Origin of the sequence: Thioalkalivibrio sp. AKL8 (assembly GCF_000380525.1) — a bacterium.
Lineage (GTDB): Bacteria > Pseudomonadota > Gammaproteobacteria > Ectothiorhodospirales > Ectothiorhodospiraceae > Thioalkalivibrio > Thioalkalivibrio versutus.
On the sequence record NZ_AQYF01000002.1, the window covers coordinates 24558 to 50769 of the forward strand.

Consider the following 26212-nt stretch of genomic DNA (forward strand, 5'->3'; position numbering starts at 1 on the left):
GGGCAGCGGCCCCCAGGGTTCCACAGCTCGGGTTCCACACAACGGGTATACGGAGACGTCCGGCCGGCGCGCGCCACCTCCTGCTAACCGTACAGCACAGTACACTATCGGGAAATTCGGCCACGCGCCCGCGTTTTCCGGCACAATACGCGCCAGCATGCTGTTCACTCTCGGGATCAATCACAAGACGGCTCCGGTCGCCATTCGCGAACGGCTCTCCGTCAACGAGCACGAACTCGGCGAGGCCCTGCACTCGCTGCGTTCCGGCGTGCTATTGCCGGAAACCGCGATCCTGTCCACCTGCAACCGCACCGAGGTGTACTTCCGCGAGGACGATCAGCAAAGCGAGCAGCGCGTCATCGACTGGATCGGCGGCTACCACGGCATCGACCGCGACGAACTGAAACCCTACCTCTACCTGCACCACGATGGCTCGGCCGTGCGTCACACTCTGCGCGTGGCCAGCGGGCTGGATTCCATGGTCCTCGGCGAGCCGCAGATCCTGGGGCAGATGAAGACCGCCTACCAGCACGCCCACAACGCCGGTACGCTCGGGCGCTCGCTGGAGCGTCTGTTCCAGCATGCCTTCGCCACCGCCAAGGACGTGCGCACCCAGACCGCCATCGGCCAGAGCGCGGTCTCGGTCGCCTTCGCTGCGGTGTCACTGGCACGCCAGATCTTCGGCGACCTGAAGCCGCTGACCGCCCTGGTGATCGGCGCCGGCGAGACCATCGAACTGGCCCTGCAGCATCTCTCCGGGGGCGGCATCGGCAACGTCATCGTCGCCAACCGCACGGTGGAGCGCGCCCGCGCGGTGGCCGGACGCTTCGATGCCGAGGCCATCAGCCTCGACCAGCTCCCCGATCGCATGGCCGATGCCGACATCGTCATCTCCTCCACCGCCGCACCCTTGCCGATCCTGGGCAAGGGTGCGGTGGAACGCGCGCTGCGCAAGCGCCGGCACAAACCGATGTTCATGGTGGACATCGCCGTGCCGCGCGACATTGAGCCCGAGGTCGGCCAGCTCGAGGACGTCTACCTCTACACCGTGGACGACCTGCAGGAGGTCATCGACGAGAACATGGCCTCGCGCCAGGCCGCTGCCGAACAGGCCGAAGAGATCATCACCCAGCGCGCCGGCGAGTTCATGCGCTGGCTGCGTGCCCGCGACTCGGTGGACAGCATCCGCCAGCTGCGCCAGCGCGCCGACAGCGTGAAGGCCGAGGCGCTGGCCAAGGCCGAAGCCATGCTGCGCGCCGGCAAGTCGCCCGAGGAGGCGATGCAGCTGCTGGCGCACAACCTGACCAACAAGCTGATGCATGCCCCCTGCAAGTCGCTGAACACCGCCGCGCACGAGGGCGATGCCCGCCTGCTGGAGGCCGCGCATCGGCTGTTCCAGCTGCCCGCCCCGGAAGACGACCCCGGCGACGATTCCGACTCCGGCGCCCGTTCGTGAAGACCTCGTTCCGCACCAAGCTCGAGGGCCTGACCGAACGCCACGCCGAGATCGCGCAGCTGCTGGCCACCCCCGACGCCGCCGAGGACCCGGACCAGCTGCGCCGCCTGTCACAGGAATACAGCCAGCTGGAACCGGTGGCCGAGGCCTGGAAGGCCTGGCACGACAACCACGCGGCGCTGGAGGAGGCGCGCGCGATGCTCGAGGACGACGACGCCGATCTGCGCGCCATGGCCGAGGCCGAGATCGAATCCCTGACCGAACAGACCGAGGCGCTGGAGGCGGAGCTTTACCGCCACCTGATCCCGAGCGACCCGCACGACAACGCCAACGTGTTCCTGGAGATCCGCGCCGGGACCGGCGGTGACGAGGCCGCGATCTTCGCCGGCGACCTGCTACGCATGTACACCCGCTACGCCGAAAACCAGCGCTGGAAGCTGGAGATCCTCAGCGCCAGCGAGGGCGAGCACGGCGGCTACCGCGAGGTCATCGCGCGCCTGGCAGGGCAAGGCGCCTACTCCCGGCTCAAGTTCGAATCCGGCGCTCATCGCGTGCAGCGCGTCCCCGAGACCGAATCCCAGGGCCGCATCCATACCTCCGCCGCAACGGTCGCCATCCTGCCGGAACTGGAGGAGGTCGAGATGCCGGAGATCAACCCGACCGACCTGCGTGTGGACACCTTCCGCGCCTCCGGCGCCGGCGGACAGCACATCAACAAGACCGACTCCGCCGTGCGCCTGACCCACCTGCCCACCGGCATCGTGGTCGAGTGCCAGGAAGAACGCTCGCAACACAAGAACCGGGCCAAGGCGCTCACCTACCTGGCGGCGCGCATCTTCGAGACCGAGCGCGAGGCCCAGGCGGCCGCGCAGAGCGCCGAACGCAAGGGTCTGGTCGGCAGCGGCGACCGCTCCGAGCGCATCCGCACCTACAACTTCCCGCAGGGCCGGGTGACCGACCATCGCATCAACCTGACCCTGTACAAGCTGGAACAGGTGATGGCCGGTGACCTCGACCCGGTCATCGACCCGCTGATCCACGAATACCAGGCCGAGCAGCTCGCCACCCTCGCGGAGGCGTAATGGAGGCCCCACCCACGCTGGATACCCTGTTGCAGGGCCTGCGCACCCGCCTTCAGCAGGCGGGCGTCGAGAGCCCGGGGCTGGAGGCGCGCATGATCCTGAGTGCCACCACCGGCCGCGACACCGCCCAGCTGATCGCGCGCGGTAACAACCCCGCCAGTACCGCACAGGCCGCCCACGCCGAAACGCTTTGCCAGCGCCGCTGCGCCGGCGAGCCCATGGCGCACATCCTGGGGCGCCGCGCCTTCTGGACGCTGGAGCTGGGCGTCTCCCCCGCCTGCCTGATCCCACGCCCCGAGACCGAGCTGCTGGTGGAACAGGCGCTGGCCGTGATCGACGAGTTGGACACCGACGCACCCCGCGTACTCGATCTGGGCACCGGCCCCGGCACCATCATCCTGGCGCTAAAAAGCGAACGCCCGGACATTCAGGCCTTTGCCAGCGACCGCAGCGAGGGTGCACTGCAGCAGGCGCAGACCAATGCGCACGCGCTGGGGCTCCCGGTTCAGCTCTGGCAGGGCGACTGGCTCGACGCACTGACCCCGCAGCTGCACTTCGACGTCATCACCTGCAACCCGCCCTACATCGACCCGGACGACCCGCACCTGACGCGCGGCGACCTGCGCTTCGAGCCACGCACCGCCCTGGCTGCGGCGGAACACGGCCTCGCCGACCTGCACCGGGTGATCGACAACGCCCGCCCCCACCTGAAGCCCGGCGGCTGGCTGCTCCTGGAACACGGCTTCGACCAGGGCGAACGCGTTCGACAACGGCTGCAGCAGGCAGGCTATCGGGACGTCCACACCCAGAAGGATCCCGCCGGCCACGAACGGACCAGCCTGGGGAGACACTAAACGACGTCAACGTGACGAGCATGCCCCGACCACAAAAAAGGCCCCGGCCAGATGGCCGGGGCCCAGCGTGTGACAGTCGCTCTCGGGTCAGAACGGCAGACGCAGGTGCAGGTTGACCGAACCGGCGGGGGAAGACCGGTGGCGGTAGCGGCTCGAACGATGGTCGTAGTAGTGATAGTGATGATGCTCGTGACCACGTGACTGCTTTTGATGGCCACGCCCACGACTCTTCGCACGCTTCGCCTGCTTGTGCCCCCGCGCGCCGGGATGGCCACGGTAGTCCTTGTGCCCGCTCGAATGGCCGTGACGCACGTGCTGCAGGGCACCCGCATCGAAGGTCGAGGCACCCGCCGCCGCGACCGGATGGGCCGCATGCGTCGGGGCGGACAGGGCGAATGCCAGCAGCGCGGCCGGCGCCAGAATGGCGAGTCGTTTCATGATGGATCCCTCCTTCCATCCCGGCCGCCTTGAGAGAGAATCGACGGCCCGGGGTTGTGGCAGGATTGCCAGGATCAAGCGTATGCAGCGTTCCTGAACGGTTCCTAACTGAGCCCGTCCACGAGCGTGACGCCGGTTACAATTTCGGCCTTACCCCGGAGATTGCCCCATGGATGACGACCAACTCCTGCGCTACAGCCGCCAGATCATGCTCCCCGGCGTGGGCATCGAAGGGCAGGAATCCCTGCAGCAGGCGCATGCAGTGATCATGGGGCTCGGCGGGCTGGGCTCACCGGTGGCGGCCTACCTGGCCGCAGCCGGGGTGGGCCGGCTGACGCTCGTCGACCCGGATCATGTGGATGTGACCAACCTGCAGCGCCAGATCCTGCATACCGATGCGGACATCGGCCGCGACAAGGTGGCCTCGGCCGCCGATCGCGTGGCGGCCATGAACCCCCGCTGTCAGGTAGAGACGCGCGCCGAGCGCCTGGGTGACGCGGCGATGACCCGGCTGTTCGCCAGCGCCAACGTCGTACTGGACGGGACGGACAACTTCGCCGCGCGCGGGGCCATCAGCCGCGCCGCACTGGCGGCCGGCACGCCGCTGGTCTCCGGGGCGGTAATCCGCTTCGAGGGACAACTGACCACCTTCGACTACCGCGATCCGGAGGCGGCCTGCTACCACTGCCTGTACGGCGAGGGGGGCGGCGACGAGGACACCTGCGCCGCCAACGGCGTGCTGGCCAGCCTGCCCGGTGTGGTCGGCAGCCTGCAGGCGACCGAGGCCCTGAAGCTGCTCATGGGGCTGCCGATCCTGAGCGGCCGGCTGCTAATCCTCGACGGGCTCGCCATGCAGTTCCGCGAGATCCGGCTGCGCCGCGACCCCGCCTGCCCGGCATGTAGCCACCGCCACGCCCCGGCCTGAAGCGAACGGATACGCGCGAATCAGGCGCAGGAGCGGGGATGAAAGGGCAGGACCTTGCCGGGTGATGATGGTGGAGCGACCTCGGAAATCGCCGCGTTCAGCTCCGCCTCCATCGCAGACAGCGTGCGGTTCATCACCATGCTGGCCATGGCATGGAACAGCAACAGCTCGCAGGCCACCGGGCGATGCAGGCTGCGCCGACCACGGGAATGGAAGGCCGTCCAGGCAACCACGGGCATATCGTTCAGCACCCGGTCCACGACGATCCAGGCATCGCGCTGGAGGATCAGGTCCAGTTGTTTGAGCCCCGACGGGGACAGGCGGATCTCCGGTCCCAGCCGAGCCAGGGCGCGACGCACCTGGTTGAAATAGCGCGCCTCCACCAGCCAGCCGGGGCGGACATCCAGGGTCGGGATTTCGGTGTGCCGGGAATACATCGCGCCCTCGTCTGCAGACTGCTGCAAGGTCAGTCTGTTCTATAGCAAGGCCGGGGGACGATGGGGACCACGGGTCCCTGCGGCAGAGTTGCCGAAGGTCACGACAGGCTAACGAGGGGAGTCCGGGAAAGGCTTCGGGATCGGGGGCACCCCGGAAAGCCCTGTCTACTGGCGGGTGTCCGGGATCGGCGGCTGGGCAACCTCGGGCGCACAAAGGGCCTCGGCGTCGACCGGATCGAAGTGGTAATGCGCGTTGCAGAACTCGCAGGTCACCTCCACCGCGCCCTGCTCCTCGATGATGCTGCGAATCTCGTCACGCCCCAGACTGCGCAGGGTTTCGGCGATGCGCTCGCGCGAGCAGGGGCAGTGGAAAGTCACCGGCGTGCCGTCGAACAAGCGCACCCGCTCTTCGGCGAACAGCCGGCCCAGCAGGGCACCAGCGTCCAGCTTCAGCAACTCGTCGGCGGTGGTGGTCTCGGCCAGGATCGTGGCGCGGTTCCACTCCTCCGAATCGCGCGTCACCGCATTGCCACCCTCGGCCGGCAGCGCCTGCAACAGCAGACCGGCGGCGGACTGCGCCCCGCTCGCCAGCCACAACCGGGTCGGCAGCTGTTCCGAGCGCTCGAAGTAGACGTTCATCGCCTCCGCCAGCGAGTCGCCCTCCAGCTCCACGACGCCCTGATAGCGCTCGCTGCCGTCGCCCGGGTCCAGCGTCAGCATCAGCCGTGCGTCCTCGCCGGCGCATTCGGCCAGTGTCGCGCCCTCCGGCGGGGTCTCGCGAAAGCGCGCCAGGCCACGCAGCCGCCCCTGGCCATCGGCCTGGGCGACGATCATGTGCACCGGCCCGGGGCCGGTGATCTGCAGGATCAGCGAGCCGTCGAACTTGAGCGTGGCGGCGGTCAGGGCAACGGCTGCATAGGCCTGGCCCAGCAAGTCGCGCACCACGGGCGGGTACTCGTGCAACTCCAGCAGGGCCTGCCAGGAGGCGTCCAGGTGCACCCACTCGCCGCGCACCCCGGCCTCCTCCAGCATGAAGCGGTGGAGGGTATCGGTCTCACGCATGGTGGCAGGACTCCGAAATACGCAACGGCATCAACCGTCCAGCTTGGCCTTGAGGCGCTCGTTGACCTGGGCCGGGTTCGCCTTGCCCTGGGTCGCCTTCATCACCTGGCCGACAAAGAAGCCGAACAGCTTGTCCTTGCCGCCGCGATACTGCTCGAGCTGCTGCGGGTTGTTGGCCATCACCTCGTCGATGATGGTGTCGATCGCGCTGGTATCGGTGATCTGCTTGAGCCCCTTGGCCTCGATCACGGCGTCGGCGTCGCCTTCGCCGTTCCACATCGCCTCGAAGACTTCCTTGGCGATCTTGCCGGAGATGGTCTCGTCCTGGATGCGCGCGAGCAGGCCGGCCAGACCCTCGGCATTGACCGGGGCATCCGCCAGCTCGACCTCGGAGCGGTTCATCGCGGCGGAGAACTCGCCCATCACCCAGTTGGCGGCCAGCTTGGGCGCGCCGCAACCGGCAGCCACGACCTCGTAGAAATCGCCCATGTCGCGCGCAGCGGTCAGTACGCCGGCGTCGTAGTCGGACAGGCCGTACTGTTCGACGAAGCGCGCCCGCTTGGCGTCCGGCAGCTCGGGCAGTTTCTCGCGCACGGAGTCGATGAACGCGGTGTCCACGACCAGCGGCAGCAGGTCCGGATCAGGGAAGTAGCGGTAGTCGTTTGCCTCTTCCTTGCTGCGCATGGAGCGCGTCTCATCGCGATCCGGGTCGTACAGGCGAGTCTCCTGCACCACCGAACCGCCGCCTTCGATCAGGTCGATCTGACGCTCGACCTCGAAGTTGATGGCGCGCTCGACGAAGCGGAAGGAGTTCAGGTTCTTCAGCTCCGCGCGGGTGCCGAACTCGGTCTGGCCCTTGGGCCGCACCGAGACGTTGGCGTCACAGCGAAAGCTGCCTTCCTGCATGTTGCCGTCGCAGATATCCAGATAACGCACCAGCGAATGCATCTTCTTCATGTAGGCAACGGCCTCCTTCGCGGAGCGCAGCTCCGGTTCGGAGACGATCTCGATCAGCGGGGTGCCGGCGCGGTTGAGGTCGATACCGGTCATCGCCTCGAAGCCCTCGTGCAGGCTCTTGCCAGCGTCCTCCTCGAGATGGGCGCGGGTCACCCCGACGCGCTTGATGGTGCCGTCTTCCAGTTCGATATCCAGATGCCCCAGGCCCACGATCGGCAGTTCGAACTGCGAGATCTGGTAGCCCTTGGGGAGGTCCGGATAGAAGTAGTTCTTGCGCGCGAACACCGAGCGCGGGGTGATCTCGGCATTGATCGCCAGCCCCAGCATCACGGCCCGCTCCACCGCGCCCTGGTTCAGCACCGGCAGTACGCCGGGCATGCCCAGATCCACCGGGCAGGCCTGACGGTTGGGCTCGGCGCCGTAGGCGGTGGGCGCCCCGGAGAAGATCTTGGAGACGGTATTGAGCTGGGCGTGAATCTCCAGCCCGATGACGGTTTCCCATTCCATGTTCAGGGCCCTCAGGCGAAGGCCGCCGGCACGCGGGCGTGCCAGTCGGTCTCTTGCTGATACTGGTGAGCAACGCCCAGCAGGCGCGCCTCGTCAAAGTAGTTGCCGATCAATTGCAGCCCGACCGGCAGGCCGTCGATCTCCCCGCCCGGCAGCGACATCGCCGGCAGCCCCGCGAGGTTCGCGGCGATGGTGTAGATGTCCGACAGGTACATGCTGACCGGGTCGGCCTTGGCACCCAGCGCGAACGGCAGCTCCGGGGTGGTCGGCGCCAGCAGCACGTCGACGTCCTCGAAGGCGCGACGGAAGTCGTCGGCGATGATGCGCCGGACCTTCTGCGCCTTCAGGTAGTAGGCGTCGTAGTAGCCGGCGGACAGCACGTAGGTGCCGACCATGATGCGGCGCTTCACTTCGTCGCCAAAGCCCTCCCCGCGCGAGCGGGTGTAGAGGTCCATCAGGTCCTCGGGATTCTCGCAGCGGTAGCCGTAGCGCACGCCGTCAAAACGCGCGAGGTTGGAGGAGCACTCGGCCGGGGCGACCACGTAATAGGCCGGCACCGACAGGTGGCTGTTCGGCAGGCCGACCTCGCGCACCTCGGCGCCGCGGCCCTTGAGCACCTCGATGGCGGCGTCGATCACGCCGCGCACGCGCTCGTCCAGACCGGCCTCGCCGAAGAATTCCGTCGGCAGGCCGATGCGCAGGCCCTTCAGGTCCTGCTCCAGTCCGGCGGTGAAATCCTCTTCCGGGCGCTCGACGCTGGTGGAGTCGCGTTCGTCGAAGCCGGCCATGGCGTTCAGCATCCGCCCGCAGTCCTCGGCGGTCGCGGCCATCGGGCCACCCTGGTCGAGACTGGAGGCGAAGGCGATCATGCCGTAGCGCGAGACGCGCCCGTAGGTCGGCTTGAGCCCGGTGATGCCACAGAATGCTGCCGGCTGGCGGATCGAACCGCCGGTGTCGGTGCCCGTGGCACCCGGCACCAGGCGCGCCCCCACCGCGGCGGCGGAGCCGCCGGAGGAACCACCCGGGACGCGTTCGGTATCCCAGGGGTTGCGAACAGGACCATAGAAACTCGTCTCGTTGGACGAGCCCATCGCGAATTCGTCCATGTTGGTCTTGCCCAGCATCACCGCGCCGGCGGCATTCATGCGCTCGACGACGGTGGCGTTGTAGGGCGAGACGAACGGATCCAGCATGCGCGAGCCGCAGGAGGTGCGCACGCCCTCGGTGCAGAAGATGTCCTTCTGCGCGACCGGCACGCCCAGCAGCGGGGTCTTTTCACCCTTCGCCAGGCGCGCATCGGCGGCATCGGCCTGCGCCAGCGCCTGCTCGGCGGTCACGGTGATGAAGCTGTTCAACTGCGGATCGAGACGCTCGATCCGGTCCAGATACAGCTGGGTCAATTCGCGCGAACTGATCTCGCGGGCCTGGAGCTTGCGCACCCAGCCGGACAGGGTTTCCTGGGCCATGGTTTCGGGGACTCTTGCTGGCTAGAAGCGTGACGGGTTCAACAGAACGGCGACCGCGCGGATCATTCGATCACGCGCGGGACCAGGTACAGGCCACCCTCGACAGCCGGGGCGATGGCCTGGAAGACCTCGCGCCGATCCGGCTCGGTCACCGCATCCGGGCGCAGGCGCTGCTCGGCGTCCAGCGGGTGGGCCATCGGCTCGACACCCTCGATGGCCGCACCATCCAGTTGTTCGACAAAGTCAAAGATGTCGCTCAGCCCACCCGCGAAATCCCGGGCCTGGTCATCGTTCATGGCCAGACGGGAGAGATGGGCGATGCGCCGGACTTCGGAGGTATCGACGGACATGGCGGCGTGGGTCCTGTAGCGTTCGGATTCATTGGGCGAAACGGAGCGCAAACTTACCACAAAGCCGTTGTTGCCCAAACCCCGGGCGCTTGCTAGAGTCGACGGCTTTCCCGCCCGCCCACTCAAGCAGGTTTCTTCTTCATGTTCAAACGCCTTCTGGGGTTGTTCTCCAACGACATCTCCATCGATCTCGGCACCGCCAACACCCTCATCTATATGCGCGGCCAGGGCATTGTCCTGAACGAACCCTCCGTGGTCGCGATTCGTCAGGACCGCGGCCCGGGCGGCCCGCGCTCCATCGAGGCCGTAGGGATCGAGGCCAAGAAGATGCTCGGCCGCACGCCGGAGCACGTGGTGACGGTGCGCCCGATGAAGGATGGCGTCATCGCCGACTTCACCACGACCGAGAAGATGCTGCAGTACTTCATCAAGAAGGTGCACGAGCGGCGGATCTTCCGCCCCAGCCCGCGCGTGCTGGTCTGCGTGCCCTGCGGCGCCACCCAGGTGGAACGCCGAGCGATCCGCGAATCCGCCTTCGGCGCCGGGGCGCGCAAGGTCTATCTGCTGCAGGAGCCCGTCGCCGCAGCCATCGGCGCCGGCATCCCGCTGGACGAGGCGGTCGGCTCCATGGTGCTGGATATCGGCGGCGGGACCTCCGAAGTCGCGGTGCTGTCGATGAACGGCATTGTCTATTCCGAATCCGTACGCATCGGCGGCGACACCTTCGACGAGGCCATCATGGCCTATGTACGCCGTAACTACGGCGTACTGATCGGCGAGGCCACCGCCGAACGCATCAAGCACACCGTCGGCTCGGCCTATCCGGGCAAGGAACTGCTCGAGATCGAGGTCAAGGGCCGCAACCTGGCCGAGGGCGTGCCGCGCTCGTTCACCCTGAACTCGAACGAGATCCTGGAAGCCTTGCAGGATCCGCTGTACGGCATCGTCTCTGCCGTACGCACCGCCCTGGAGCAGACCCCGCCGGAACTCGGCGCGGACGTCGCCGAGCGCGGCATTGTGCTGACCGGCGGCTCCGCCCTGCTGCAGCAGCTGGACCGGTTGATCATGGAAGAGACCGGCATCCCGGTGGTCATCGCCGACGACCCGCTGACCTGCGTCGCCCGCGGCGGCGGCCGGGTGCTGGAGATGCTCGACGAGAAACGGGTCGACTTCCTCGCAATGGAATAAGGCCGGACCACCCCGCCCGCGTCGCCACGGCGCGGGTCTGGTTCGGGTTACACTCCGGGCCGCAACAGGTCGGCAAAGCCGCACGGGACGGGGTTCCGCAGCGGCTTTGCCTTGTCGACGCGATCCGGAACCGGAGGTCACGCCATCAGCAAGCCGCTGTTCAGACTGGGTGTCTCGCCCACTCTGCGCCTGCTCGCGGTGATCCTGCTGGGCCTGGCGCTGATGGCGCTGGATCACCGCGTCAACGAACTGCAGTTTGTCCGCGGCGCCCTGGCCACCGTCACCTACCCGCTGCAGGTCGCGGTGGACGCACCGGTCCGCGCGGTCAGCCGGGTGTTCGAGTCGTTCACCAGCCGCGAAGACCTGATCACCGAGAACCGCATCCTGCGCAGCGAGAATGCCGAGCTGCGCGCGCGTCAGCTGCGCTTCGAGGCCCTGCAGCTGGAGAACGACCGCCTGCGCGCCCTGCTGAATACCGCCGAGCAGGCCGAAGAGCGGGTCGAGATCGCCAAGCTGCTGGCCGTGGATCTCGACCCCTTTCGCCAGCAGATCGTGCTCAACAAGGGGCGCAATGACGATGTCTATGCCGGCCAGCCGGTCATCAATGCCGACGGCGTGATTGGCCAGGTCCTGTCGACCCGCCTGACCAGCTCGATCGCTCTGCTGATCTCCGACCCCAGCCACGCGCTGCCGGTACTGAGCGCACGCACCGGGCTGCGCGGTCTGGTGGTCGGCACCGGCAACCCGCAACGCCTGGAGATGCGCCACGTTCCGCTGCAGGAGGATGTGGAGCCCGGCGACCTGCTGCTGACCTCCGGGCTGGGCGGCCGTTTCCCGGCCGACTACCCAGTGGCCCGGGTCACCTCGGTCGAGCGGCCACAGGGCCAACCATTCCTGAGCATCGAGGCCGAACCGCTGGCGGCCCTGGACCGCTCCCGCGAGGTCCTGTTGCTGTGGACCGACGGCGCCGTTTCAGCGATCGCTCCGCTCAATCTGGACAACGACCTGGAGGCGGCTCCGAACGCGCTCGAATCAGAACCGGCCGAAGGGACACCGTGACCCGTGCCATCGGCATCCCCTGGCCGGTGGCGCTGACCCTGCTGGCAGCTCTGGCCCTCGCCATCGTGCCGGTCCCGGATATCCTGCGCCCGGCGCGCCCGGAGTGGCTGGCGCTCATCCTGATCTACTGGGCCATGGCCTTCCCGTCGCGCATCGGCATCCTGACCGCCTTCGTCGCCGGCCTGTTGCTGGACACCCTGCAGGGCCAGCTGCTGGGACAGAACGCCATCGCCCTGGCAGTGGTCATCTACATCGTGCTGCAGATCCACCCGCGCCTGCGGGTCTATCCGGTCTGGCAACAGATGATGGTGGTCGCCATCCTGATGGCCCTGTTCAAGCTTCTGGCCCTGTGGCCACAGGGCATCACCGGATTTCCGCCGGGCAGCCTCTGGTACTGGGCGCCGGTCCTCACCAGCGCCCTGGTCTGGCCCCTGATCTTCTCCCTGCTGCGCGACCTGCGTCGGCGCTGGCTGCTGCACCTCACCTGAGGAAAACGCCGACCCCATCCCGGTCGAAGCAAACCGGGACTGTCACGCATACTGTGTCCGAACCGAAACAAGGAGCCTTGCATGGACCCGAACAAGCAAACCGAGATCGAAGCCGCCGTGTTGCGCCGCCTGCTGCAGCACCTGGACGAACGCAAGGACGTGCAGAACATTGACCTGATGAACCTGGCCGGCTTCTGCCGCAACTGCCTGTCCAAGTGGTACGTGGCCGCCGCCGAAGAACGCGGCGAGTCCATCGACTACGAGGGTGCCCGCGAGATCGTCTACGGCATGCCCTACAGCGAGTGGAAAGAGCGCTACCAGAAGGAGGCGACGCCGGAGCAGAAGGCGGCCTTCGAGGCCAGCCAGAAATCGCCCCATGCATGATCACGGCCTGATCGAGAGCCCGGAGGCCCTGCAGGGCTTCCTCGACACCATCGCCGGGACCGACTGGATCGCGCTGGATACGGAGTTCATGCGCGAGAAGACCTATTACCCGCGCCTGTGCCTGATCCAGCTGGCAACTCTGGACCAGATCGCCTGCGTCGACCCGCTGCAACTCGACATCAAGCTGCTGGAACCCCTGCTGTTCGATGCCGGCGTAACCAAGGTCTTCCACTCGGCCTCGCAGGATCTCGAGGTCCTGTATCGCGAACTCGGACGCGTGCCCGCCCCGGTGTTCGACACCCAGATCGCTGCCAGCATGCTCGGCCACGGCGAGCAGATCGGCTACGCCAACCTGGTCAAGGCGATCCTCGATCGCGACCTCGACAAGAGCCAGACCCGCACCGACTGGGCACGCCGCCCCCTGAGCAAGGAACAGATCCTTTACGCCGCCGATGACGTACGCTTCCTGGCCACCGTGTTCATGCGCCTGCTGCACGAACTGGAAAGCCATGACCGCATGCACTGGCTGCGCCCGGAGATGGAGGCCCTGAGCGACCCGGGCCTGTACGAACCAAACCCCGAGGCGGCCTGGCAGCGGGTCTCCGGGGCCAAGCGGCTCAAGCCGCGCGAGCGCGGCGTACTCAAGGCCGTGGCCGCCTGGCGCGAACGCGCGGCGCAGGCGAGCGACCGCCCGCGCCGCTGGATCCTGGCCGACGACATCCTGATCGATATCGCCCGGCGCACGCCGGAGGACACCGCCGCCCTGCACCAATTGCGCGGGTTCCCCGACGGCATGAAGCCGCCGCGTCAGGAAGAGCTGCTGGAGGCGATCCGCGAAGGCCAGGCCCTGCCCCGCGAGGAATGGCCACAACTACCGGACAAGGCGAAGCTGACCGAGGCGGAAGAGGTCCTGGCGGACATCGGCATGGCCCTGCTGCGCGAGTGCGCGCGACGCAACCAGATCACCGCCGGCGCGATTGCGCAGCGCAAGGATGTCATCGAACTCCTGAAGGGCGACGGCACGAGCGGCCGTCTGGGCAGCGGCTGGCGTCACGAGATCGCCGGAAAGACCATCGCCCGCTGGTTTGCGGGCGATGGTGAGCTGACACGTACGGAGGAAGGGCTGCAGATCCGCCCGTAACCGCCGTCCTGGCGGATCTGCAGCGGTAGCGTCAGGCGGCCTTGTAGATCCCGCGGCGCGGCGAGGTCAGGCGACCCTGGCGCTTCAGGTAGGCCAGGGTCTGGCTGATGTTCTTGGTATCCAGGCCGGCCTTCTCGGCCTGTGCCTTGATCTCCTTGATCCCCATCTCCGGCTGGGTGGCGACGATATCGCAAAGCTTCTGGCTGATGGACTCGCCACCGGCCCGGCGCCCGCGACGTCCGCCGCCCGCGGTACGGCCCACGCGCCCGCCCAGTTCACGGATCTGGCGCTCGAGCTCGCCGAGTTCCTTGCGATGCCGTGCCACCATCTCCTTGCGCTTTTCCATCAGCTTCTCGCGCTTCTCGCGGCGTTCGGCTTCCTTGCCCTCGGCTTCTTCCTTTTCCCGCTGGCGCGCGAGGGCGTACAGTTCTTCGGCCGACAGATCGGAGGCCTTCTTGTTATCCATGCTCATACAGAACTCCCGGGTTCTTAAAACGGATGCGATTACAGGTTAAGACCAAAGGGTTTCCGGCTATTCAGTCTAGCCTCTAACATTTGATCACCATAGAATAGTACCACCCCATGGATAAATGCTGTAACGATCATAATAAGGCGCACACGGCACAAGAGCGACCACACGCACTTTCTGGCGAAAACCGCACACTCATACGAGAAGAGGTCGCCCGATTGTATAACCAGGCCGCGGGCACGCGCGCATCCGATCCTCCCGCCGTTCACTTTGACTTGAAAGGCCGGGCGGCCGGCCAGTGGCGCCTGAGAAAGAACACGGAAACCCTGCGCTTCAATCCGGAAGCCTTCAGTCTGGACTGGAATCAACATTTCCCGGAAACAGTGGCACACGAAGTCGCCCACTCTCTGGTATATCGCACCTACGGCGCGCGCAGGGTTCGGCCCCACGGCCCTGAATGGCGGGGGTTCATGCAGGCGATGGGGTTTCAAAAGCCCCGGGTCACACATGCGACCGCGCTGACCACACGCAAGATGCGCCAATATAACTACGAGTGCGCCTGCGGCCCTCAACTACTGAGCGCGCGCCGACACTTTCTTATTCGCAAACGCGGCTACCACTACCAGTGCCGCCAATGCGGCGAATGGCTAAAGCACGCCGACGGCGGAGCGCCCTGAGGAGCCACCATCATTCCGGGCCGCGTGGCTGTTGATATAGTCAACCAGCCGCACCGTTGCCCCCTGATGCTCCGCAATAAAAGCGGCCGAACGGCGCCGCAAGGCCTCACGCCCAGGTTCATCCATTACCAGCAATGCCCGAAGACGGGTAATGGCCTCGTCGGCGTCGGCCGCTCGCCCCAGCACATTCGCAGCCTGCATGCGCTCCACCAGGAGTTCGAAGTTGTCCACGTGCGGACCCATAACAACCGGGCAGTGCCACAACACCGCCTCCAGCGGATTGTGCCCGCCCACCGAAACCAGCGACCCCCCTATGAAGGCCGCATCGGCCAGCCCGAAGAAGCGCTTCAGCTCCCCGAGGGTATCCAGGAGCCAGAAATGGGTGGCGGCGTCCGGCAGACCTTCACTGCGACGCACGAAGGTGTGACCGGAACGCTCCAGCAAGTCCGCCACTGCGGGAAACCGCTGCGGATGGCGTGGCGCCACCACAACCAGGAGGCGTGGATACTCGGTGCGCAGTGCGCGCAGTCCCGAGAGCAACTGGGCCTCTTCGTCGGCATGGGTGCTGGCAAGAACGACCACCGGGCGCCCATCAACCACCGGGCGCAGGGACTCGACTTCCTGACGATCGGTTTCCTCGACGCGGATATCGAACTTGATGTCGCCGTTGACCGTCACGCGATCAGGCACGGCCCCGAGCGCGACGAAACGCTCGCGGTCCAGCGGATTGCGACAGGCAATCCAGTCAAACCCGCTCAATGCCGGCGTGATCAGCCGCGGGAGCCGCGCATAACGCCGAGCCGAACGCCCGGACATACGGGCGTTCGCCAGCACGACCGGGATACCCATCCGTCGGGCCGCCGCCAGCATATTCGGCCAGATCTCGGTCTCCATCACCACGATGCACTGCGGCCGCAGCGCTCGCAGGAAGCGCCCCTGTAGCCAGGGCAGATCCAGTGGCATGAAGCGATGCATGACGCGATCGCCGAGCCGCTCGGTCAGCATCGCGGCGCCGGTCGGCGTCGTCGTGGTTACCAGGATGCGACGCGGGCCGGGCGCCAGAAGCTGGCGAATGAGCGGTTCCGCCGCCAGCACTTCACCGACCGAAACCGCATGGATCCAGATCTCCGCCGGCTCCGGCGGAGGGGCCCACCCCATCACCTCGCCCGGGCGCACACGCACCGATGCCCGACGACTGCGCAGTCCGTGGCGGATCAGCAGCAAGGGGGTCAGCAACGCAAGCAGCGCCGTGTAGACTACGCGGGTCATTCGCAGGGAGACTCCGATCCGTGACGGCCCGCCCCGAACATCCGAGCGCGACCGAACGCCCGCCCCGCGGCCCCGCCACCTGGCCCATGTGGGCGGTGATCGGCCTGGCTCGGCTGGTCATCCAGTTGCCCATCCGCTGGCAACAAGCGCTTGGGCGCGGCATTGGGCGGCTGTTCTACCGTTACGGCCGCAAGCGGCGCGCGATCGCCCGCACCAACCTCGAACTGTGTTTTCCCGGCCAGCCGCCGGAACGGCGCGAACAGTGGCTGCGCGAGCACTTCGAGGCGGCCGGAATGGGTGTCCTGGAAATAGCCATGGCCTGGTGGGGACGCGACGCGCAACTCAAGGGGCATTACACAATCCACGGGCTGGAACATCTGGACAAGGCACTGGAGCAAGGCAAGGGGGCCCTGCTGGTCAGCGCCCATTTCACCACACTCGAGCTTTGCGGGCGCCTGCTGGCGCTGCACCGGGAGTTTGCCGCGATGTACCGCCCCAGCGAACGCCCGCTGATCAACTACCTGTTCAAGGTCAATCGCAACCGCCACACGGCCGGCGTGATCGCACGCGACGACGTCAAGGGACTGCTGCGCACCCTGCGCGAGAACATGCCGGTGTGGTATGCACCCGACCAGGCCACCAGCGGGCGCCAGACCGAGCTGGTCCCGTTCTTCGGCGAACCCGCGAACACGCAGACCGCCACGCATCGCATCGCCCGGGTCAGCGGCGCCCCGGTCCTCCCCTTCTTCGGCTACCGGCGCGAAGACGGCCACTACGTCGTGACCATCCACCCCCCGGTAGAGGGCTTCCCCACCGAGGACGCCCACGCCGACACCCTGCGCATCAACCACATCATCGAAGAAGCCGTGATGGATGCCCCGGGGCAGTACTTCTGGACCCACAAGCGCTTCAAGAAACGCGCGGGCCTGCCCGACCCCTACGCGCCCTAGCGTGGAATCTCGAAGGCTGCCTCCGAGCAGGAGACAATAAGCCAGCCACAATGATCATGGCGAGCCGCCTGCCGTTATACTGCCCGGGCCATTGCAAGAGCCCCTCCGGAAGGCTCCAACTCCGGCACTCACCCGCAAAGGTGCTGGCCGTACTCCTTACCCAAACCCTAATGGATAACGAAGCGATGGAATTGCCCAAAGAGGCTGTTTACTCCCACTTGCGCCAGCGCTTTGCCTGGTGGCTGCATTATCTCAAGGCCCGCCAGAACCCCAAGGAGCGCCCACGAGTACGTCGCCTTGCAGGCTTCATTCCCGAGGGAGGGGTAATCTTTGATGTTGGCGCACACTTTGGCTATCTGGCCAAAGAGTTCGCCGTGATCCACAACGGCAGCTGCATGGTCCACTGCTTCGAGCCGGTACCATACACTCGCTCCATCCTCGAACGAGTGGTCGATAGATTCCAAAACGTCCATATCGAATCACGCGCGCTTTCAAATCAGGCGGGGCACATGAAGCTAAGCATTCCCATAAAGGAATCCGGGCGCTTGGGTATCGGACTTGCGCATTTTGGCGACGAGGTGCGGCGAGACTACATCGTGGAGCCCGTGGAAACCCTCACCCTGGATGCCTATGTAGCCGAGCAAGGGCTAGCGCGCCTCGACTTCGTCAAGATGGACGTGGAGGGGGCCGAATTCCAGATCCTCCAGGGCGCAGAAAAGACCTTGAAAGAGCTTCAACCTCATGTCTACTGTGAGCTGATTTCCACTTCCACCGCACGTATGGGGTACAAACCCGAGACAGTGTTCGATTTCCTAACCAACCTCGGCTATCGAGCCGCCGTGATCGAAAGGTCAGGAGAAAAGCGCCCCGTCGAGGGTTTGATCGAGGGAGAGGAGGACTACCTCTTCTACCCGGAACGAGCCGAAAAGTAGCCCGGGTGGCTCCGAAGCGCCCCCGTACGACCTCTCTATTGGACACAAGCGGATAGACTGTCCAATTTTGGAGCTGGTATTTTTCTCCGGCCCTCAGTTTTCGTGGCCACAAGCCAAAAATTGACACTTCCGGAAAACCCCGTGGACACCCCACCTAGAAATCACGGCGAGAGAGACACGGATTCTGGTGCGGCACCAGCTTCTAGCCCCAGTTCGCGGCGGATACGTGCCGCCACCTTCGGCGTGTCATTCACTGGCGTGTAGGCCCACTGGTCAAGCGCGCCGGTGAATGGCCGGGTTACCCCTTCCGCCTCCAGAGCGGAATGGAAGGCCTGCAGGCGACGACCGAGTGGCCCCAGGGCCACCGTGTACACCGGCACACCGGTCGCCGCCGCTTCCGAGACCATGGATACAGAATCGGCACTGACCACGATGTGGTCGGCCGTTGCCAGCATCGCCATGAAGGGGTTCTCTCCCTGCCCGCCCCAGACAAACCCCGGGACATCCGCCAACCCCTCCACCAGTCGTCGGGTACTGGCCTCGCCCGTACGCCGCGAAGGGGTCACCAGCACGCTACCCCCAGAGGCTCCGGCCGCCGAACGCAGGTCACGGATCAGGGCATCCAGCCGCTCCTGGCCCAGATCTCCCCGCTGGGTGGCGCCCCCGATCAGCACCGCGATCCAGGGCCGGGGAAATGCAGCCCAGGCATCCCCCAGGTCCGCACGCGCCGCCTCCAGCCGCTCGGCCGTCACCCGGTGCAGGGCGCCGCGCGTCGCGATCACGTTCGGGCCGGTCAGCCCATCGTGGCGCGGCGGCACCACCCAGTCGAAATGCCGCGGGGCGATCTGTGGATCCTGAATATGCACGGTCATGATGGCACCCCCGCTGGCGCGCCTGAGTGCCACGGCCACCGTGGCACTGCGGCGCCCGCAGGAGATCAAGAGGCGCGGCCAGGGCGGCGCCAGGGAATCGCTATCGGAGGTGAGCCCTCGCAATACGCCGGGCGCGAAGGAACCGCGCATCCAGCGCCAGGGCGGACGCAGCCCCACTGTCTTGTGTTCGTAGGGCAGCCCCACGGCTTCGGCCAGGCCACGGACCTGACTGGTCATCCCGGCCTCGCCGGTCGTCAGTGTCCAGCAGTAAGCCTCGGTCACAATGAAGCGTTCGTCGCCTGGCCTGCGGTCACGCCGGCACGCGGCGCTGCACAGGTGTGTCGGGAGAGGCCAGTTCGTGGCGGTTGCGCCACTCTTCGGTCACATAGTTGATGATCAACGAGCGTCGCACACCTTCCAGGGGGCGAAGGTGGTAGCCATGCCAGGTGTTGTCGGCCGGCACGAACACCAACGCACTGTTGTATGTGCCCGGCGCCGTCTCGTAGTGCGTGTCCGCGTCCACGTACACGTCCGTGCCCCAGTTCTCGTAACCGGGATCGGTGGACAGGTACAGCAGCATGGTGAATTTTTTCACGCCAAGATCGGTATGTGGTGCCAGCCAGAAACCCTCGGTATCCAGGCAATGCTCGATGCGCAGGTAGTTGCCGCTGACGTCCACGCCGCACACCTCGTAGATCGCATCCAGCACCTGCGGGCTCTCGAACGCCGCTGCAACGCTTTCGCACACATCGGAGGCCCGCCGGTTCTCGACGTCGAAGAAGCGCCGCGAGCTGTTGTGCGTCTCACGCTTGCCCTCGGTGTCACCAATCGCGGGCGGCTCGAACGGCAGCGCCTCCACCGCGCGCGCCGCCGCCTCGGGCAGTATCGCCTGCGGATACCACCGCCGATACGGATACGCCTCCGACCGCGCGCGCCGAAGCGACGCCTCGACCTGACTTGCCACTTCAGCGGCGGTATCCATTTCTTTTTCCACTAAATTCAACAACGCCGCACAGTGTAGTGCAAACCAGGGGGATTCCACAAAAAACAGCGTTCAAACAGGCTGCTAGACTGGCGACAATTCCGATATCGCACCCCCAAAGATCCACCGTTACCCAGGCCAACGCCATGACACCTTCAGACGGGCCCTTATCGGACCCTGATACAACCCCGTTTGGCACATATCGCCCCAAGGGGTTTGCCCACGCCTTACTCTGGATCGTGCGTCTAGGGCTGGCACGAGGCACGTTGTCGCGCCAGCTCAGAAGATTCTGGAACAGCCGCCTTCCAACCACCGTCGATATCGAACGACGAGGCATCCGGTATCGGCTCAACGTTCGGGACAATGTCACCGACGCGAAAATACTCCTTTCATCGAAGGTCTACGACCGCGAGGAACTGGAGCATCTCGCGAACGCATGCGATGAAGGCACGTTCATCGATATCGGCGCCAACACCGGGTACTACAGCCTGCACGTGGCGGCCGCCGGGGCACGCCAGGTCCTAGCCATTGAGCCCAACCCTCCGACATTCCGTCGACTTCTGTTCAACCTGGAATGCAATCGCTTTGCCGAGGCAATTCAAGCCCTCCCGCTGGCCATTGGCCCAAACGGTACCGCCATGCTGCGCTTGGCCGAAGGACTGGGTTCCGCCTCGCTCAATCCGTCGGAACAGTCACGGGGCAACACGGTTGAGGTCCAGACCGAGCCCCTTCTGGATGTACTCACCAATGCCGGAATCGAACGCATCGACGGCCTCAAGATCGACATCGAAGGATACGAGTACCAGGCCCTGGAACCGTTTTTCCGGGACGCGGCTCCATCGCTGCATCCTAGATGCATCGTTATAGAAAGCTGTCACGGGCACATCTGGGAAAAAGACGTCCTGGCCCTGCTTCGGGAGCATGGTTACCAAATCCAGAGCCGCTCACGGTCCAACTCGATCCTGTACCTGAGTTAGACCCGACCTCGGGCACCAGAACAATTAGCGCAAAGAAACGCACTACTCCACGAGGAAGCCAGCCCCATGGCAACTATTCTGCAAGTCTTGCCCGCCCTGGAATCCGGCGGCGTGGAACGCGGTACCCTGGAAATGGCTCGTGCCATCCAGGATGCAGGAGAACGCTCCCTGGTCATGTCCGGCGGGGGCAGCATGGCTCCTTCGCTGGAAGCCGAAGGGAGCCAGCACTTCACCTGGCCGGTGGGCAAAAAGTCCCTGCGGTCATTGCGCCTGGTGCGCCCGCTGCGCAACTTCATACGCGAACAGGAAGTAGACCTGGTACACGTCCGCTCCCGCGTACCCGCATGGATCGTATGGCGCGCGTTACAGGGCATGCCCCGGACTGAACGCCCGGCCCTGGTCACGACCTTCCACGGGTTTTACAGCCCCGGCCGATACAGCTCGATTATGACCCGCGGGGACCGCGTCATTGCCGTCTCTACGAGCATCTCGGCCTACATTCAGAAGCACTTTCCGGCATGCCCGACAGAACGTATTCGCGTCATCCATCGAGGCGTGGATCCCAGTGAGTTCCCTTATGGCCATAAGCCAGGCGATGACTGGATTGAGGGCTTCTTCCAAACCCTTCCGGCGCACGCCCGCGATCGAGCGCTTATAACGCTCCCCGGTCGCATCACGCGATGGAAGGGGCAACTGGATTTCGTGAAGGTCATGGATTCCCTAATCAAGCGGAACCTCCACGTCCATGGCCTTGTTGTGGGAGGAACGGAAAGACGCCGCCAGCGCTACGAAGCCGAAGTGCGCCAGGAAATCCAAGAACGGGGACTGGAATCCCACATCTCCTGGCTGGGACAGCGTTCCGATCTTCGGGAGATCATGGCGATGTCGTTCGCGGTACTTTCGCTCTCGCGCGAGCCAGAGGCTTTTGGCCGGGTCTCGCTCGAAGCTCTATCCCTGGGGCGACCCGTGATTGCCTACGATCACGGAGGCGTGGGTGAGCAGATGGCCGCTTTGTTCGGCGAGGGAACAATCCCGCCATGCAGGCCCGAACTGGCAGCAGACAGGATATCTGATTGGCTGAAAGGCTCCGCCCCGCGGCCAGCGCATCTTAGGGGGTTTACGCTCGACGAGATGCAAGGACAAACCCTCGACGTCTACCGAGAGCTCCTTTAAGACAAGCCGGACTCAGAGGGTGGACATGTTGGTCACACGCGATCACGCCAGTCGGAGGCGCTGCTCATTCTTGGTGGCCACCCGCGCCAGGCCCGGTTCTCTCACCCATCCCCTCGCCGCCGCGCTCAGGCACGGGCCTCTGATTGCTTGATTGAATGAGCGGTGCCAGCGCGAGAGCGACCACCAGCCAGAGAACCGCTGTCGTGTATGAACTGTAGACAGTCCAGTGGACGTTGATGGGGTTAAGAGCCACAAAGATCGCCACACCGGCTACGAGAACATCAGGAGAATCAACGGCCCCATGCTCTCTCGCACGCCGCCAAAACGCCGAAAGAATCCCTAGCAATGCCGCGAGGTAGGCGAACAATCCCACAGCCCCGGTCGAGACCAGGACATCAAGAAAATACAGATGGATATGCGCGAATGGCATGTCAGAGTAGCCTCGCGCCTCCGCCACCGGCTCGACCCCTCGCACACCCACGCCAAGGATCGGCTCATCCATCGCCACGCGCCAGGAAGCAAGCCAGATCGTCCCGCGCTTCGCCGTCGCCTGATCCAGACCCTCAAGACTGAACTCGGACATCTTGGAGATGACCACCAGCCGGTCCCGGGTTTCCGGTGACACCCACAGCGCCAACGCGACGCCCAGCACAAGCACCAGGGCGAAGGCTGACACGGTCCTAATTCGCAAGCGGTAGAACCAGATCAGAAAGGCGCCGTAGGCAACCAGCGTGATCAATGTCGCCAGCATGGCAGCCCTGGAACCCGAGAGGAGAATCGCGATGACCACGATCAGGGGCAATACCGCGGCCAGGCGATTGCGAGAAGCCAACCGGCGGGATGCCTCCAGGACGAACGGAAGCAAGTGGGCCAGCACAATGCCAAGGCGCATGTTCGGGTGAAACAGACCGTCGATCCGGCGCCCGTTGTACGGATAGCCCAGCACGTTTGCACCAGTAACAAACTGAAAAACCCCGTCGAGCGACCAGAATACGGCCAGCGCCAGCACAACGTATAACAGGGGTGTAGCCACATCACGGCGACGGGCAACCCACAGCAGAGGAAGTATCGCAATCGCGAACAATGGATAGGTCAGGGCTGTCCGGAGGGCTCGGTCGAAATCGACCGCCACGGTCAGTGACACCAACTGCGGCACCCAGAGCGCCAACAAGAGCAGCAATGCCCAGCGGATCCAGCGCTCCGCCCACAAGCCGGGCAACCTGAGAGCGATCAAAACAAGACCGGCGAGAGAGAGTGCCGCCAATGGGAAAAATGCCCCCGTCCCAAAAGGCAGAACAAACAAGGCCAGCCCCACCAACCCCAGCACAAGACCGAAGATCCAGCGCTCTTGCGCGCTATCCGCCGAATCGCCCCCAGGAACCTTAGCGAGAAAAGTCATGCCCACCCCCATCCGAAGGCGCGTGATCTTAGCGCAAATTGGCACTCGCGTGACCCAGCAGCTCGGCCGCCGAGCCGCACCATGACACGGCATACAACCCTGGGGGATAATTACCGATGCAAATGACTCGGGGGTCCCATGCAAAACCAAGCAGGTTCAGTCACGATCGAAGTAGGCGCAGGCGAGTTGCTGGACAAGATCACGATCCTGAAGATCAAGAATGAGCGCATCAGCGATGCCGAGAAACTCCGGAACATTCGCCATGAGCTGAATGTGCTCCAGGAGACCTGGGTGCAAGCCGGTTTGCACAGCCCCGAGGTCCAAGAGCTCGAGCGGGACCTGCGCGAAGTGAACTCCAAGCTATGGGACATCGAGGACGAGATCCGCGAATGTGAAGCGAAAAAGGATTTCGGTGAACGCTTCGTACAGCTGGCGCGGTCGGTGTACATCACCAACGACGAGCGCGCCCGGATCAAAAAGGCCGTTAATACACTCTGCAACTCGGCGATTGTCGAGGAAAAATCCTATTCGGACTACAAAAGCTAGGCGGGCCGAAGGTCCGCGAGCACTTCCCGCAACACGGTCTCCATCGGGAGTTCCTTCAGGTCGTCCGCCTCGATAGCCCGGAAGTTGGCGCGGGACAGCCCCGTACGCACGGGCGATGCATGCGCCCCGAACAAGGCAAGCCCGGGCTTGCCGAGACAGGCCGCAACATGCGTCGGCCCGGTGTCGTTCCCGACCACATAGGAGGCACCCCGCATCACACCCGCCAACCCGAACCAGTCGAGCACCTCGTCGTTAGTGCCCAACAAGGGCGTCGCGGATATCGATCGGCAGAGCTCGATCTCATCGGGCCCGGGGACAGTGACGACTTGATAGTCCGTCCGGTTGGCGATCGCGGCTGCCAGGGTCGAGTAATAGGGCCAGCGTTTCTCGGGATGGCTAGCGGAGGATCCGGGGATAAGAACCAGGTACTTTCCGGTCACGCCACCTGCCTGAAGGATGGGCGTGACGTCATCCGCCATCCAGCCGATGTCGGGCTCAAGGGTATGGGACGTGTCCAACCCTGCCCTCGCAAGCTGTCGCTGGAACGCGGACAGGGCCGACTCTTCGCCACGCTTGCGCTCGCCGAAAACCCAAGCGGCGCGATTCAGGATGTAGCGGCGATAGATCGACGTTCGGCTGGAATTCTGCAGGTCGTAGACGAGATCAAAACGCTCACCCCGCAGCATCCGCGCCAGACACCACCATCGCAAGGGCTCACGCGCCTTGGGCCGAGTTTCGGTCAACACGCGATCCACGTGTGGGCAGCGCTCGAAGATCGATCGGTACGGCGGCGTCGTCAACACGACGAGTTCATCGCCCGGGTGATGCTTCCGGATATCACGTAGCGCTCCATCCACCTGGACAACATCGCCGAAGGCGCCGTGTTTGATTACGAGGATTTTGGCCATACGACTTTCGCCCCACTCTCCCGAGTCAATTGGAGCGGCGGGGTTTGGATATCAGATCAAGAAGACCTGACAATTCAGTCGTCGTCTTTCAGGATGAACTGGGTGCCGCAGTAGGGGCACAGGTAGCGGCCGTCGGGGGTCTCGTCGATCGGGAGAAAGACGCGCGGGTGCGAGGACCACAGCGCCATCGTCGGCGTGGGGCAGTGCAGCGGCAGGTCCTTGCGCGTGACGGTGATTTCGGTCTGCGCGTTCGCGGTCGGGTACTGATCCTGGTGGTGGGCGGTATCGGGGTTCACCATGGTTTTTCTCGCATCCGGTTGACGGAAAATTTGGGCGTCTCAGACGAAGGTCAGCCAGCCCTCGTGGCGGCTGTCCCGGCCCTGTACCACATCGAAGTAGCGCGACTGCAGGCGCTCGGTGATGGGTCCGCGGGTGCCGGAGCCGATCGGGCGGTCGTCGACCTCGCGGATCGGGGTCACCTCGGCGGCGGTACCGGTAAAGAAGGCCTCGTCGGCGATGTACACCTCGTCGCGAGTAATGCGCTTCTCGATGACGTCCAGGCCCTCCTCGTGCGCCAGCTCGATGACCGTGCGGCGGGTGATGCCGTCCAGCGCGGAGGTCAGGTCCGGGGTGAACAGCACGCCGTCGCGCACGATAAAGATGTTCTCGCCGCTGCCCTCGGCCACGTAGCCCTCGGTATCCAGCAGCATGGCCTCGTCGTAGCCGCAGCGGGTGGCCTCCTGCAGGGCCATCATGGAGTTCATGTAGTTGCCGTTGGCCTTGGCCTTGCACATGGTCACGTTGACGTGATGCCGGCTGAAAGAGGAGGTGCGAATACGAATCCCCTTCTCGATGCCCTCGTCGCCCAGGTAGCTGCCCCAGTGCCAGGCCGCAACCATCGCATGCACTAGGAGGTTGTCGGCGCGCAGGCCCATCCCTTCGGAGCCGAGGAAGCACATCGGACGCAGGTAGGCGCTTTCCAGCCCGTTGTCGCGCACGGACGCGATCTGGGCATCGTTCAGCACCTCGGCGGTATAGGGGAGGGTCATGCCGAGAATCTTGGCCGAGTTAAACAGCCGCCGGGTGTGGTCCTGCAGGCGGAAGATCGCGGGGCCGCGCTCGGTCTTGTACGCGCGCACGCCCTCGAACACCCCCATGCCGTAATGCAGCGTGTGGGTGAGCACGTGGGTCTTCGCCTCGCGCCAGGGCACCATCTGCCCGTCCAGCCAGATCACCCCGTCGCGGTCGGCCATCGACATTGTCT

29 protein-coding genes are annotated in these 26212 nt (G+C 65.2%); 15 read left to right on the forward strand and 14 right to left on the reverse strand.

The window, feature by feature from the left end:
- The first annotated feature begins 157 nt into the window (after positions 1 to 157).
- The 3 genes from hemA to prmC are packed head-to-tail and all read left to right on the forward strand — an operon-like array spanning position 158 to position 3392.
- Positions 158 to 1456: a glutamyl-tRNA reductase gene (gene hemA / locus G335_RS0100700; protein WP_018145259.1), complete on the forward strand. Its 1299-nt coding sequence runs from the start codon at positions 158 to 160 to the stop codon at positions 1454 to 1456.
- Positions 1453 to 2538 (forward strand): peptide chain release factor 1, encoded by a 1086-nt coding sequence (gene prfA, locus G335_RS0100705; protein WP_018175607.1) that lies wholly within the window; start codon positions 1453 to 1455, stop codon positions 2536 to 2538. Before hemA ends, prfA begins: the two co-directional genes overlap by 4 nt.
- Positions 2538 to 3392 (forward strand): peptide chain release factor N(5)-glutamine methyltransferase, encoded by an 855-nt coding sequence (gene prmC, locus G335_RS0100710; protein WP_018175608.1) that lies wholly within the window; start codon positions 2538 to 2540, stop codon positions 3390 to 3392. Before prfA ends, prmC begins: the two co-directional genes overlap by 1 nt.
- 87 nt (positions 3393 to 3479) lie before the next feature.
- Here prmC and G335_RS0100715 read toward each other — a convergent pair whose 3' ends face one another.
- Positions 3480 to 3830, reverse strand: coding sequence for a hypothetical protein (locus G335_RS0100715; protein WP_018175609.1), 351 nt, complete (start codon positions 3828 to 3830; stop codon positions 3480 to 3482).
- Positions 3831 to 3999: 169 nt separating this feature from the next.
- Between G335_RS0100715 and G335_RS0100720 the strand changes: the two genes are divergently transcribed.
- Positions 4000 to 4755, forward strand: a complete 756-nt coding sequence (locus G335_RS0100720) for a molybdopterin-synthase adenylyltransferase MoeB (protein WP_018175610.1) — start codon at positions 4000 to 4002, stop codon at positions 4753 to 4755.
- Positions 4756 to 4775: 20 nt separating this feature from the next.
- Here the strand turns inward: G335_RS0100720 and G335_RS0100725 are convergent, their stop codons facing one another.
- The 5 genes from G335_RS0100725 to gatC all read right to left on the reverse strand — a co-directional run bounded on the left by G335_RS0100725 (position 4776) and on the right by gatC (position 9534).
- Positions 4776 to 5192 (reverse strand): hypothetical protein, encoded by a 417-nt coding sequence (locus G335_RS0100725; RefSeq protein WP_018145252.1) that lies wholly within the window; start codon positions 5190 to 5192, stop codon positions 4776 to 4778.
- A 165-nt stretch (positions 5193 to 5357) separates the two neighbouring features.
- Positions 5358 to 6254 carry an Hsp33 family molecular chaperone HslO gene (gene hslO / locus G335_RS0100730; RefSeq protein ID WP_018145251.1) on the reverse strand — a complete coding sequence of 299 codons (897 nt, stop codon included), beginning with the start codon at positions 6252 to 6254 and terminating at the stop codon, positions 5358 to 5360.
- A gap of 30 nt (positions 6255 to 6284) precedes the next feature.
- A complete protein-coding gene (gene gatB, locus G335_RS0100735) occupies positions 6285 to 7718 on the reverse strand; it encodes an Asp-tRNA(Asn)/Glu-tRNA(Gln) amidotransferase subunit GatB (protein WP_018169029.1) in 1434 nt (477 codons plus the stop codon).
- An 11-nt stretch (positions 7719 to 7729) separates the two neighbouring features.
- Positions 7730 to 9184 (reverse strand): Asp-tRNA(Asn)/Glu-tRNA(Gln) amidotransferase subunit GatA, encoded by a 1455-nt coding sequence (gene gatA / locus G335_RS0100740; RefSeq protein ID WP_018175611.1) that lies wholly within the window; start codon positions 9182 to 9184, stop codon positions 7730 to 7732.
- 62 nt (positions 9185 to 9246) lie between these two features.
- Entirely contained in the window at positions 9247 to 9534 is a 288-nt protein-coding gene (gene gatC / locus G335_RS0100745; protein ID WP_018169027.1) for an Asp-tRNA(Asn)/Glu-tRNA(Gln) amidotransferase subunit GatC, read from the reverse strand.
- A gap of 141 nt (positions 9535 to 9675) precedes the next feature.
- On the opposite strand from gatC, the gene G335_RS0100750 reads away from it, so the two are divergent.
- From G335_RS0100750 to rnd, 5 genes are all read left to right on the forward strand, one after another.
- On the forward strand, positions 9676 to 10722 hold the full coding sequence (locus tag G335_RS0100750; protein ID WP_018142132.1) for a rod shape-determining protein: 1047 nt from the start codon (positions 9676 to 9678) through the stop codon (positions 10720 to 10722).
- 111 nt (positions 10723 to 10833) lie between these two features.
- On the forward strand, positions 10834 to 11781 hold the full coding sequence (gene mreC / locus G335_RS0100755; RefSeq protein WP_018169026.1) for a rod shape-determining protein MreC: 948 nt from the start codon (positions 10834 to 10836) through the stop codon (positions 11779 to 11781).
- Entirely contained in the window at positions 11778 to 12269 is a 492-nt protein-coding gene (gene mreD, locus G335_RS0100760) for a rod shape-determining protein MreD (RefSeq protein WP_018169025.1), read from the forward strand. Before mreC ends, mreD begins: the two co-directional genes overlap by 4 nt.
- An 81-nt stretch (positions 12270 to 12350) precedes the next feature.
- Entirely contained in the window at positions 12351 to 12653 is a 303-nt protein-coding gene (locus G335_RS0100765) for a DUF1244 domain-containing protein (protein WP_018169024.1), read from the forward strand.
- The gene (gene rnd, locus G335_RS0100770) at positions 12646 to 13794 is read left to right on the forward strand and encodes a ribonuclease D (protein ID WP_018175613.1); all 1149 of its coding nucleotides are present in this window, start codon (positions 12646 to 12648) and stop codon (positions 13792 to 13794) included. The genes G335_RS0100765 and rnd overlap by 8 nt, the downstream gene beginning before the upstream one ends.
- Positions 13795 to 13825: 31 nt before the next feature.
- On the opposite strand, the gene G335_RS0100775 is transcribed toward rnd, so the two are convergent.
- Positions 13826 to 14266 carry a hypothetical protein gene (locus tag G335_RS0100775; RefSeq protein WP_018145243.1) on the reverse strand — a complete coding sequence of 147 codons (441 nt, stop codon included), beginning with the start codon at positions 14264 to 14266 and terminating at the stop codon, positions 13826 to 13828.
- Positions 14267 to 14376: 110 nt separating this feature from the next.
- Here G335_RS0100775 and G335_RS13660 point away from each other — a divergent pair, with 110 nt between their 5' ends.
- A complete protein-coding gene (locus tag G335_RS13660; protein ID WP_081620846.1) occupies positions 14377 to 14940 on the forward strand; it encodes a SprT-like domain-containing protein in 564 nt (187 codons plus the stop codon).
- Here the strand turns inward: G335_RS13660 and G335_RS0100780 are convergent.
- Complete coding sequence (locus G335_RS0100780) at positions 14911 to 16209, reverse strand: 3-deoxy-D-manno-octulosonic acid transferase (protein ID WP_018175614.1); 1299 nt, start codon at positions 16207 to 16209, stop codon at positions 14911 to 14913. The two genes, G335_RS13660 and G335_RS0100780, sit on opposite strands and share 30 nt — an antisense overlap.
- 20 nt (positions 16210 to 16229) lie before the next feature.
- Here G335_RS0100780 and lpxL point away from each other — a divergent pair, with 20 nt between their 5' ends.
- Both lpxL and G335_RS0100790 read left to right on the forward strand, forming a co-directional pair.
- Positions 16230 to 17159: an LpxL/LpxP family Kdo(2)-lipid IV(A) lauroyl/palmitoleoyl acyltransferase gene (lpxL, locus tag G335_RS0100785; protein WP_018175615.1), complete on the forward strand. Its 930-nt coding sequence runs from the start codon at positions 16230 to 16232 to the stop codon at positions 17157 to 17159.
- Between the two features lie 170 nt (positions 17160 to 17329).
- Positions 17330 to 18091 carry an FkbM family methyltransferase gene (locus G335_RS0100790; protein ID WP_231368434.1) on the forward strand — a complete coding sequence of 254 codons (762 nt, stop codon included), beginning with the start codon at positions 17330 to 17332 and terminating at the stop codon, positions 18089 to 18091.
- A gap of 161 nt (positions 18092 to 18252) precedes the next feature.
- Here the strand turns inward: G335_RS0100790 and G335_RS0100795 are convergent, their stop codons facing one another.
- Positions 18253 to 19245 (reverse strand): mitochondrial fission ELM1 family protein, encoded by a 993-nt coding sequence (locus G335_RS0100795; RefSeq protein ID WP_018175617.1) that lies wholly within the window; start codon positions 19243 to 19245, stop codon positions 18253 to 18255.
- 28 nt (positions 19246 to 19273) lie between these two features.
- Positions 19274 to 19945 (reverse strand): 2OG-Fe(II) oxygenase, encoded by a 672-nt coding sequence (locus tag G335_RS0100800; protein ID WP_018175618.1) that lies wholly within the window; start codon positions 19943 to 19945, stop codon positions 19274 to 19276.
- Between the two features lie 266 nt (positions 19946 to 20211).
- Here G335_RS0100800 and G335_RS0100805 point away from each other — a divergent pair, with 266 nt between their 5' ends.
- Together G335_RS0100805 and G335_RS0100810 are read left to right on the forward strand one after the other, a co-directional pair.
- Positions 20212 to 20922, forward strand: coding sequence for an FkbM family methyltransferase (locus G335_RS0100805; protein WP_018175619.1), 711 nt, complete (start codon positions 20212 to 20214; stop codon positions 20920 to 20922).
- A gap of 66 nt (positions 20923 to 20988) precedes the next feature.
- Entirely contained in the window at positions 20989 to 22095 is a 1107-nt protein-coding gene (locus G335_RS0100810) for a glycosyltransferase family 4 protein (RefSeq protein ID WP_018175620.1), read from the forward strand.
- A 64-nt stretch (positions 22096 to 22159) separates the two neighbouring features.
- Here G335_RS0100810 and G335_RS0100815 read toward each other — a convergent pair whose 3' ends face one another.
- Positions 22160 to 23494, reverse strand: a complete 1335-nt coding sequence (locus G335_RS0100815) for an O-antigen ligase (protein WP_026304735.1) — start codon at positions 23492 to 23494, stop codon at positions 22160 to 22162.
- Between the two features lie 138 nt (positions 23495 to 23632).
- On the opposite strand from G335_RS0100815, the gene G335_RS0100820 reads away from it, so the two are divergent.
- A complete protein-coding gene (locus tag G335_RS0100820) occupies positions 23633 to 24040 on the forward strand; it encodes a DUF6165 family protein (RefSeq protein WP_026287876.1) in 408 nt (135 codons plus the stop codon).
- On the opposite strand, the gene G335_RS0100825 is transcribed toward G335_RS0100820, so the two are convergent.
- From G335_RS0100825 to G335_RS0100835, 3 genes are all read right to left on the reverse strand, one after another.
- Positions 24037 to 24948 (reverse strand): glycosyltransferase family 9 protein, encoded by a 912-nt coding sequence (locus tag G335_RS0100825; protein ID WP_018175623.1) that lies wholly within the window; start codon positions 24946 to 24948, stop codon positions 24037 to 24039. The genes G335_RS0100820 and G335_RS0100825 overlap by 4 nt on opposite strands.
- A gap of 74 nt (positions 24949 to 25022) precedes the next feature.
- Entirely contained in the window at positions 25023 to 25247 is a 225-nt protein-coding gene (locus G335_RS0100830; protein ID WP_018145221.1) for a zinc-finger domain-containing protein, read from the reverse strand.
- A 39-nt stretch (positions 25248 to 25286) separates the two neighbouring features.
- A complete protein-coding gene (locus tag G335_RS0100835) occupies positions 25287 to 26207 on the reverse strand; it encodes a branched-chain amino acid transaminase (protein ID WP_018145220.1) in 921 nt (306 codons plus the stop codon).
- Between the last annotated feature and the right edge of the window lie 5 nt (positions 26208 to 26212).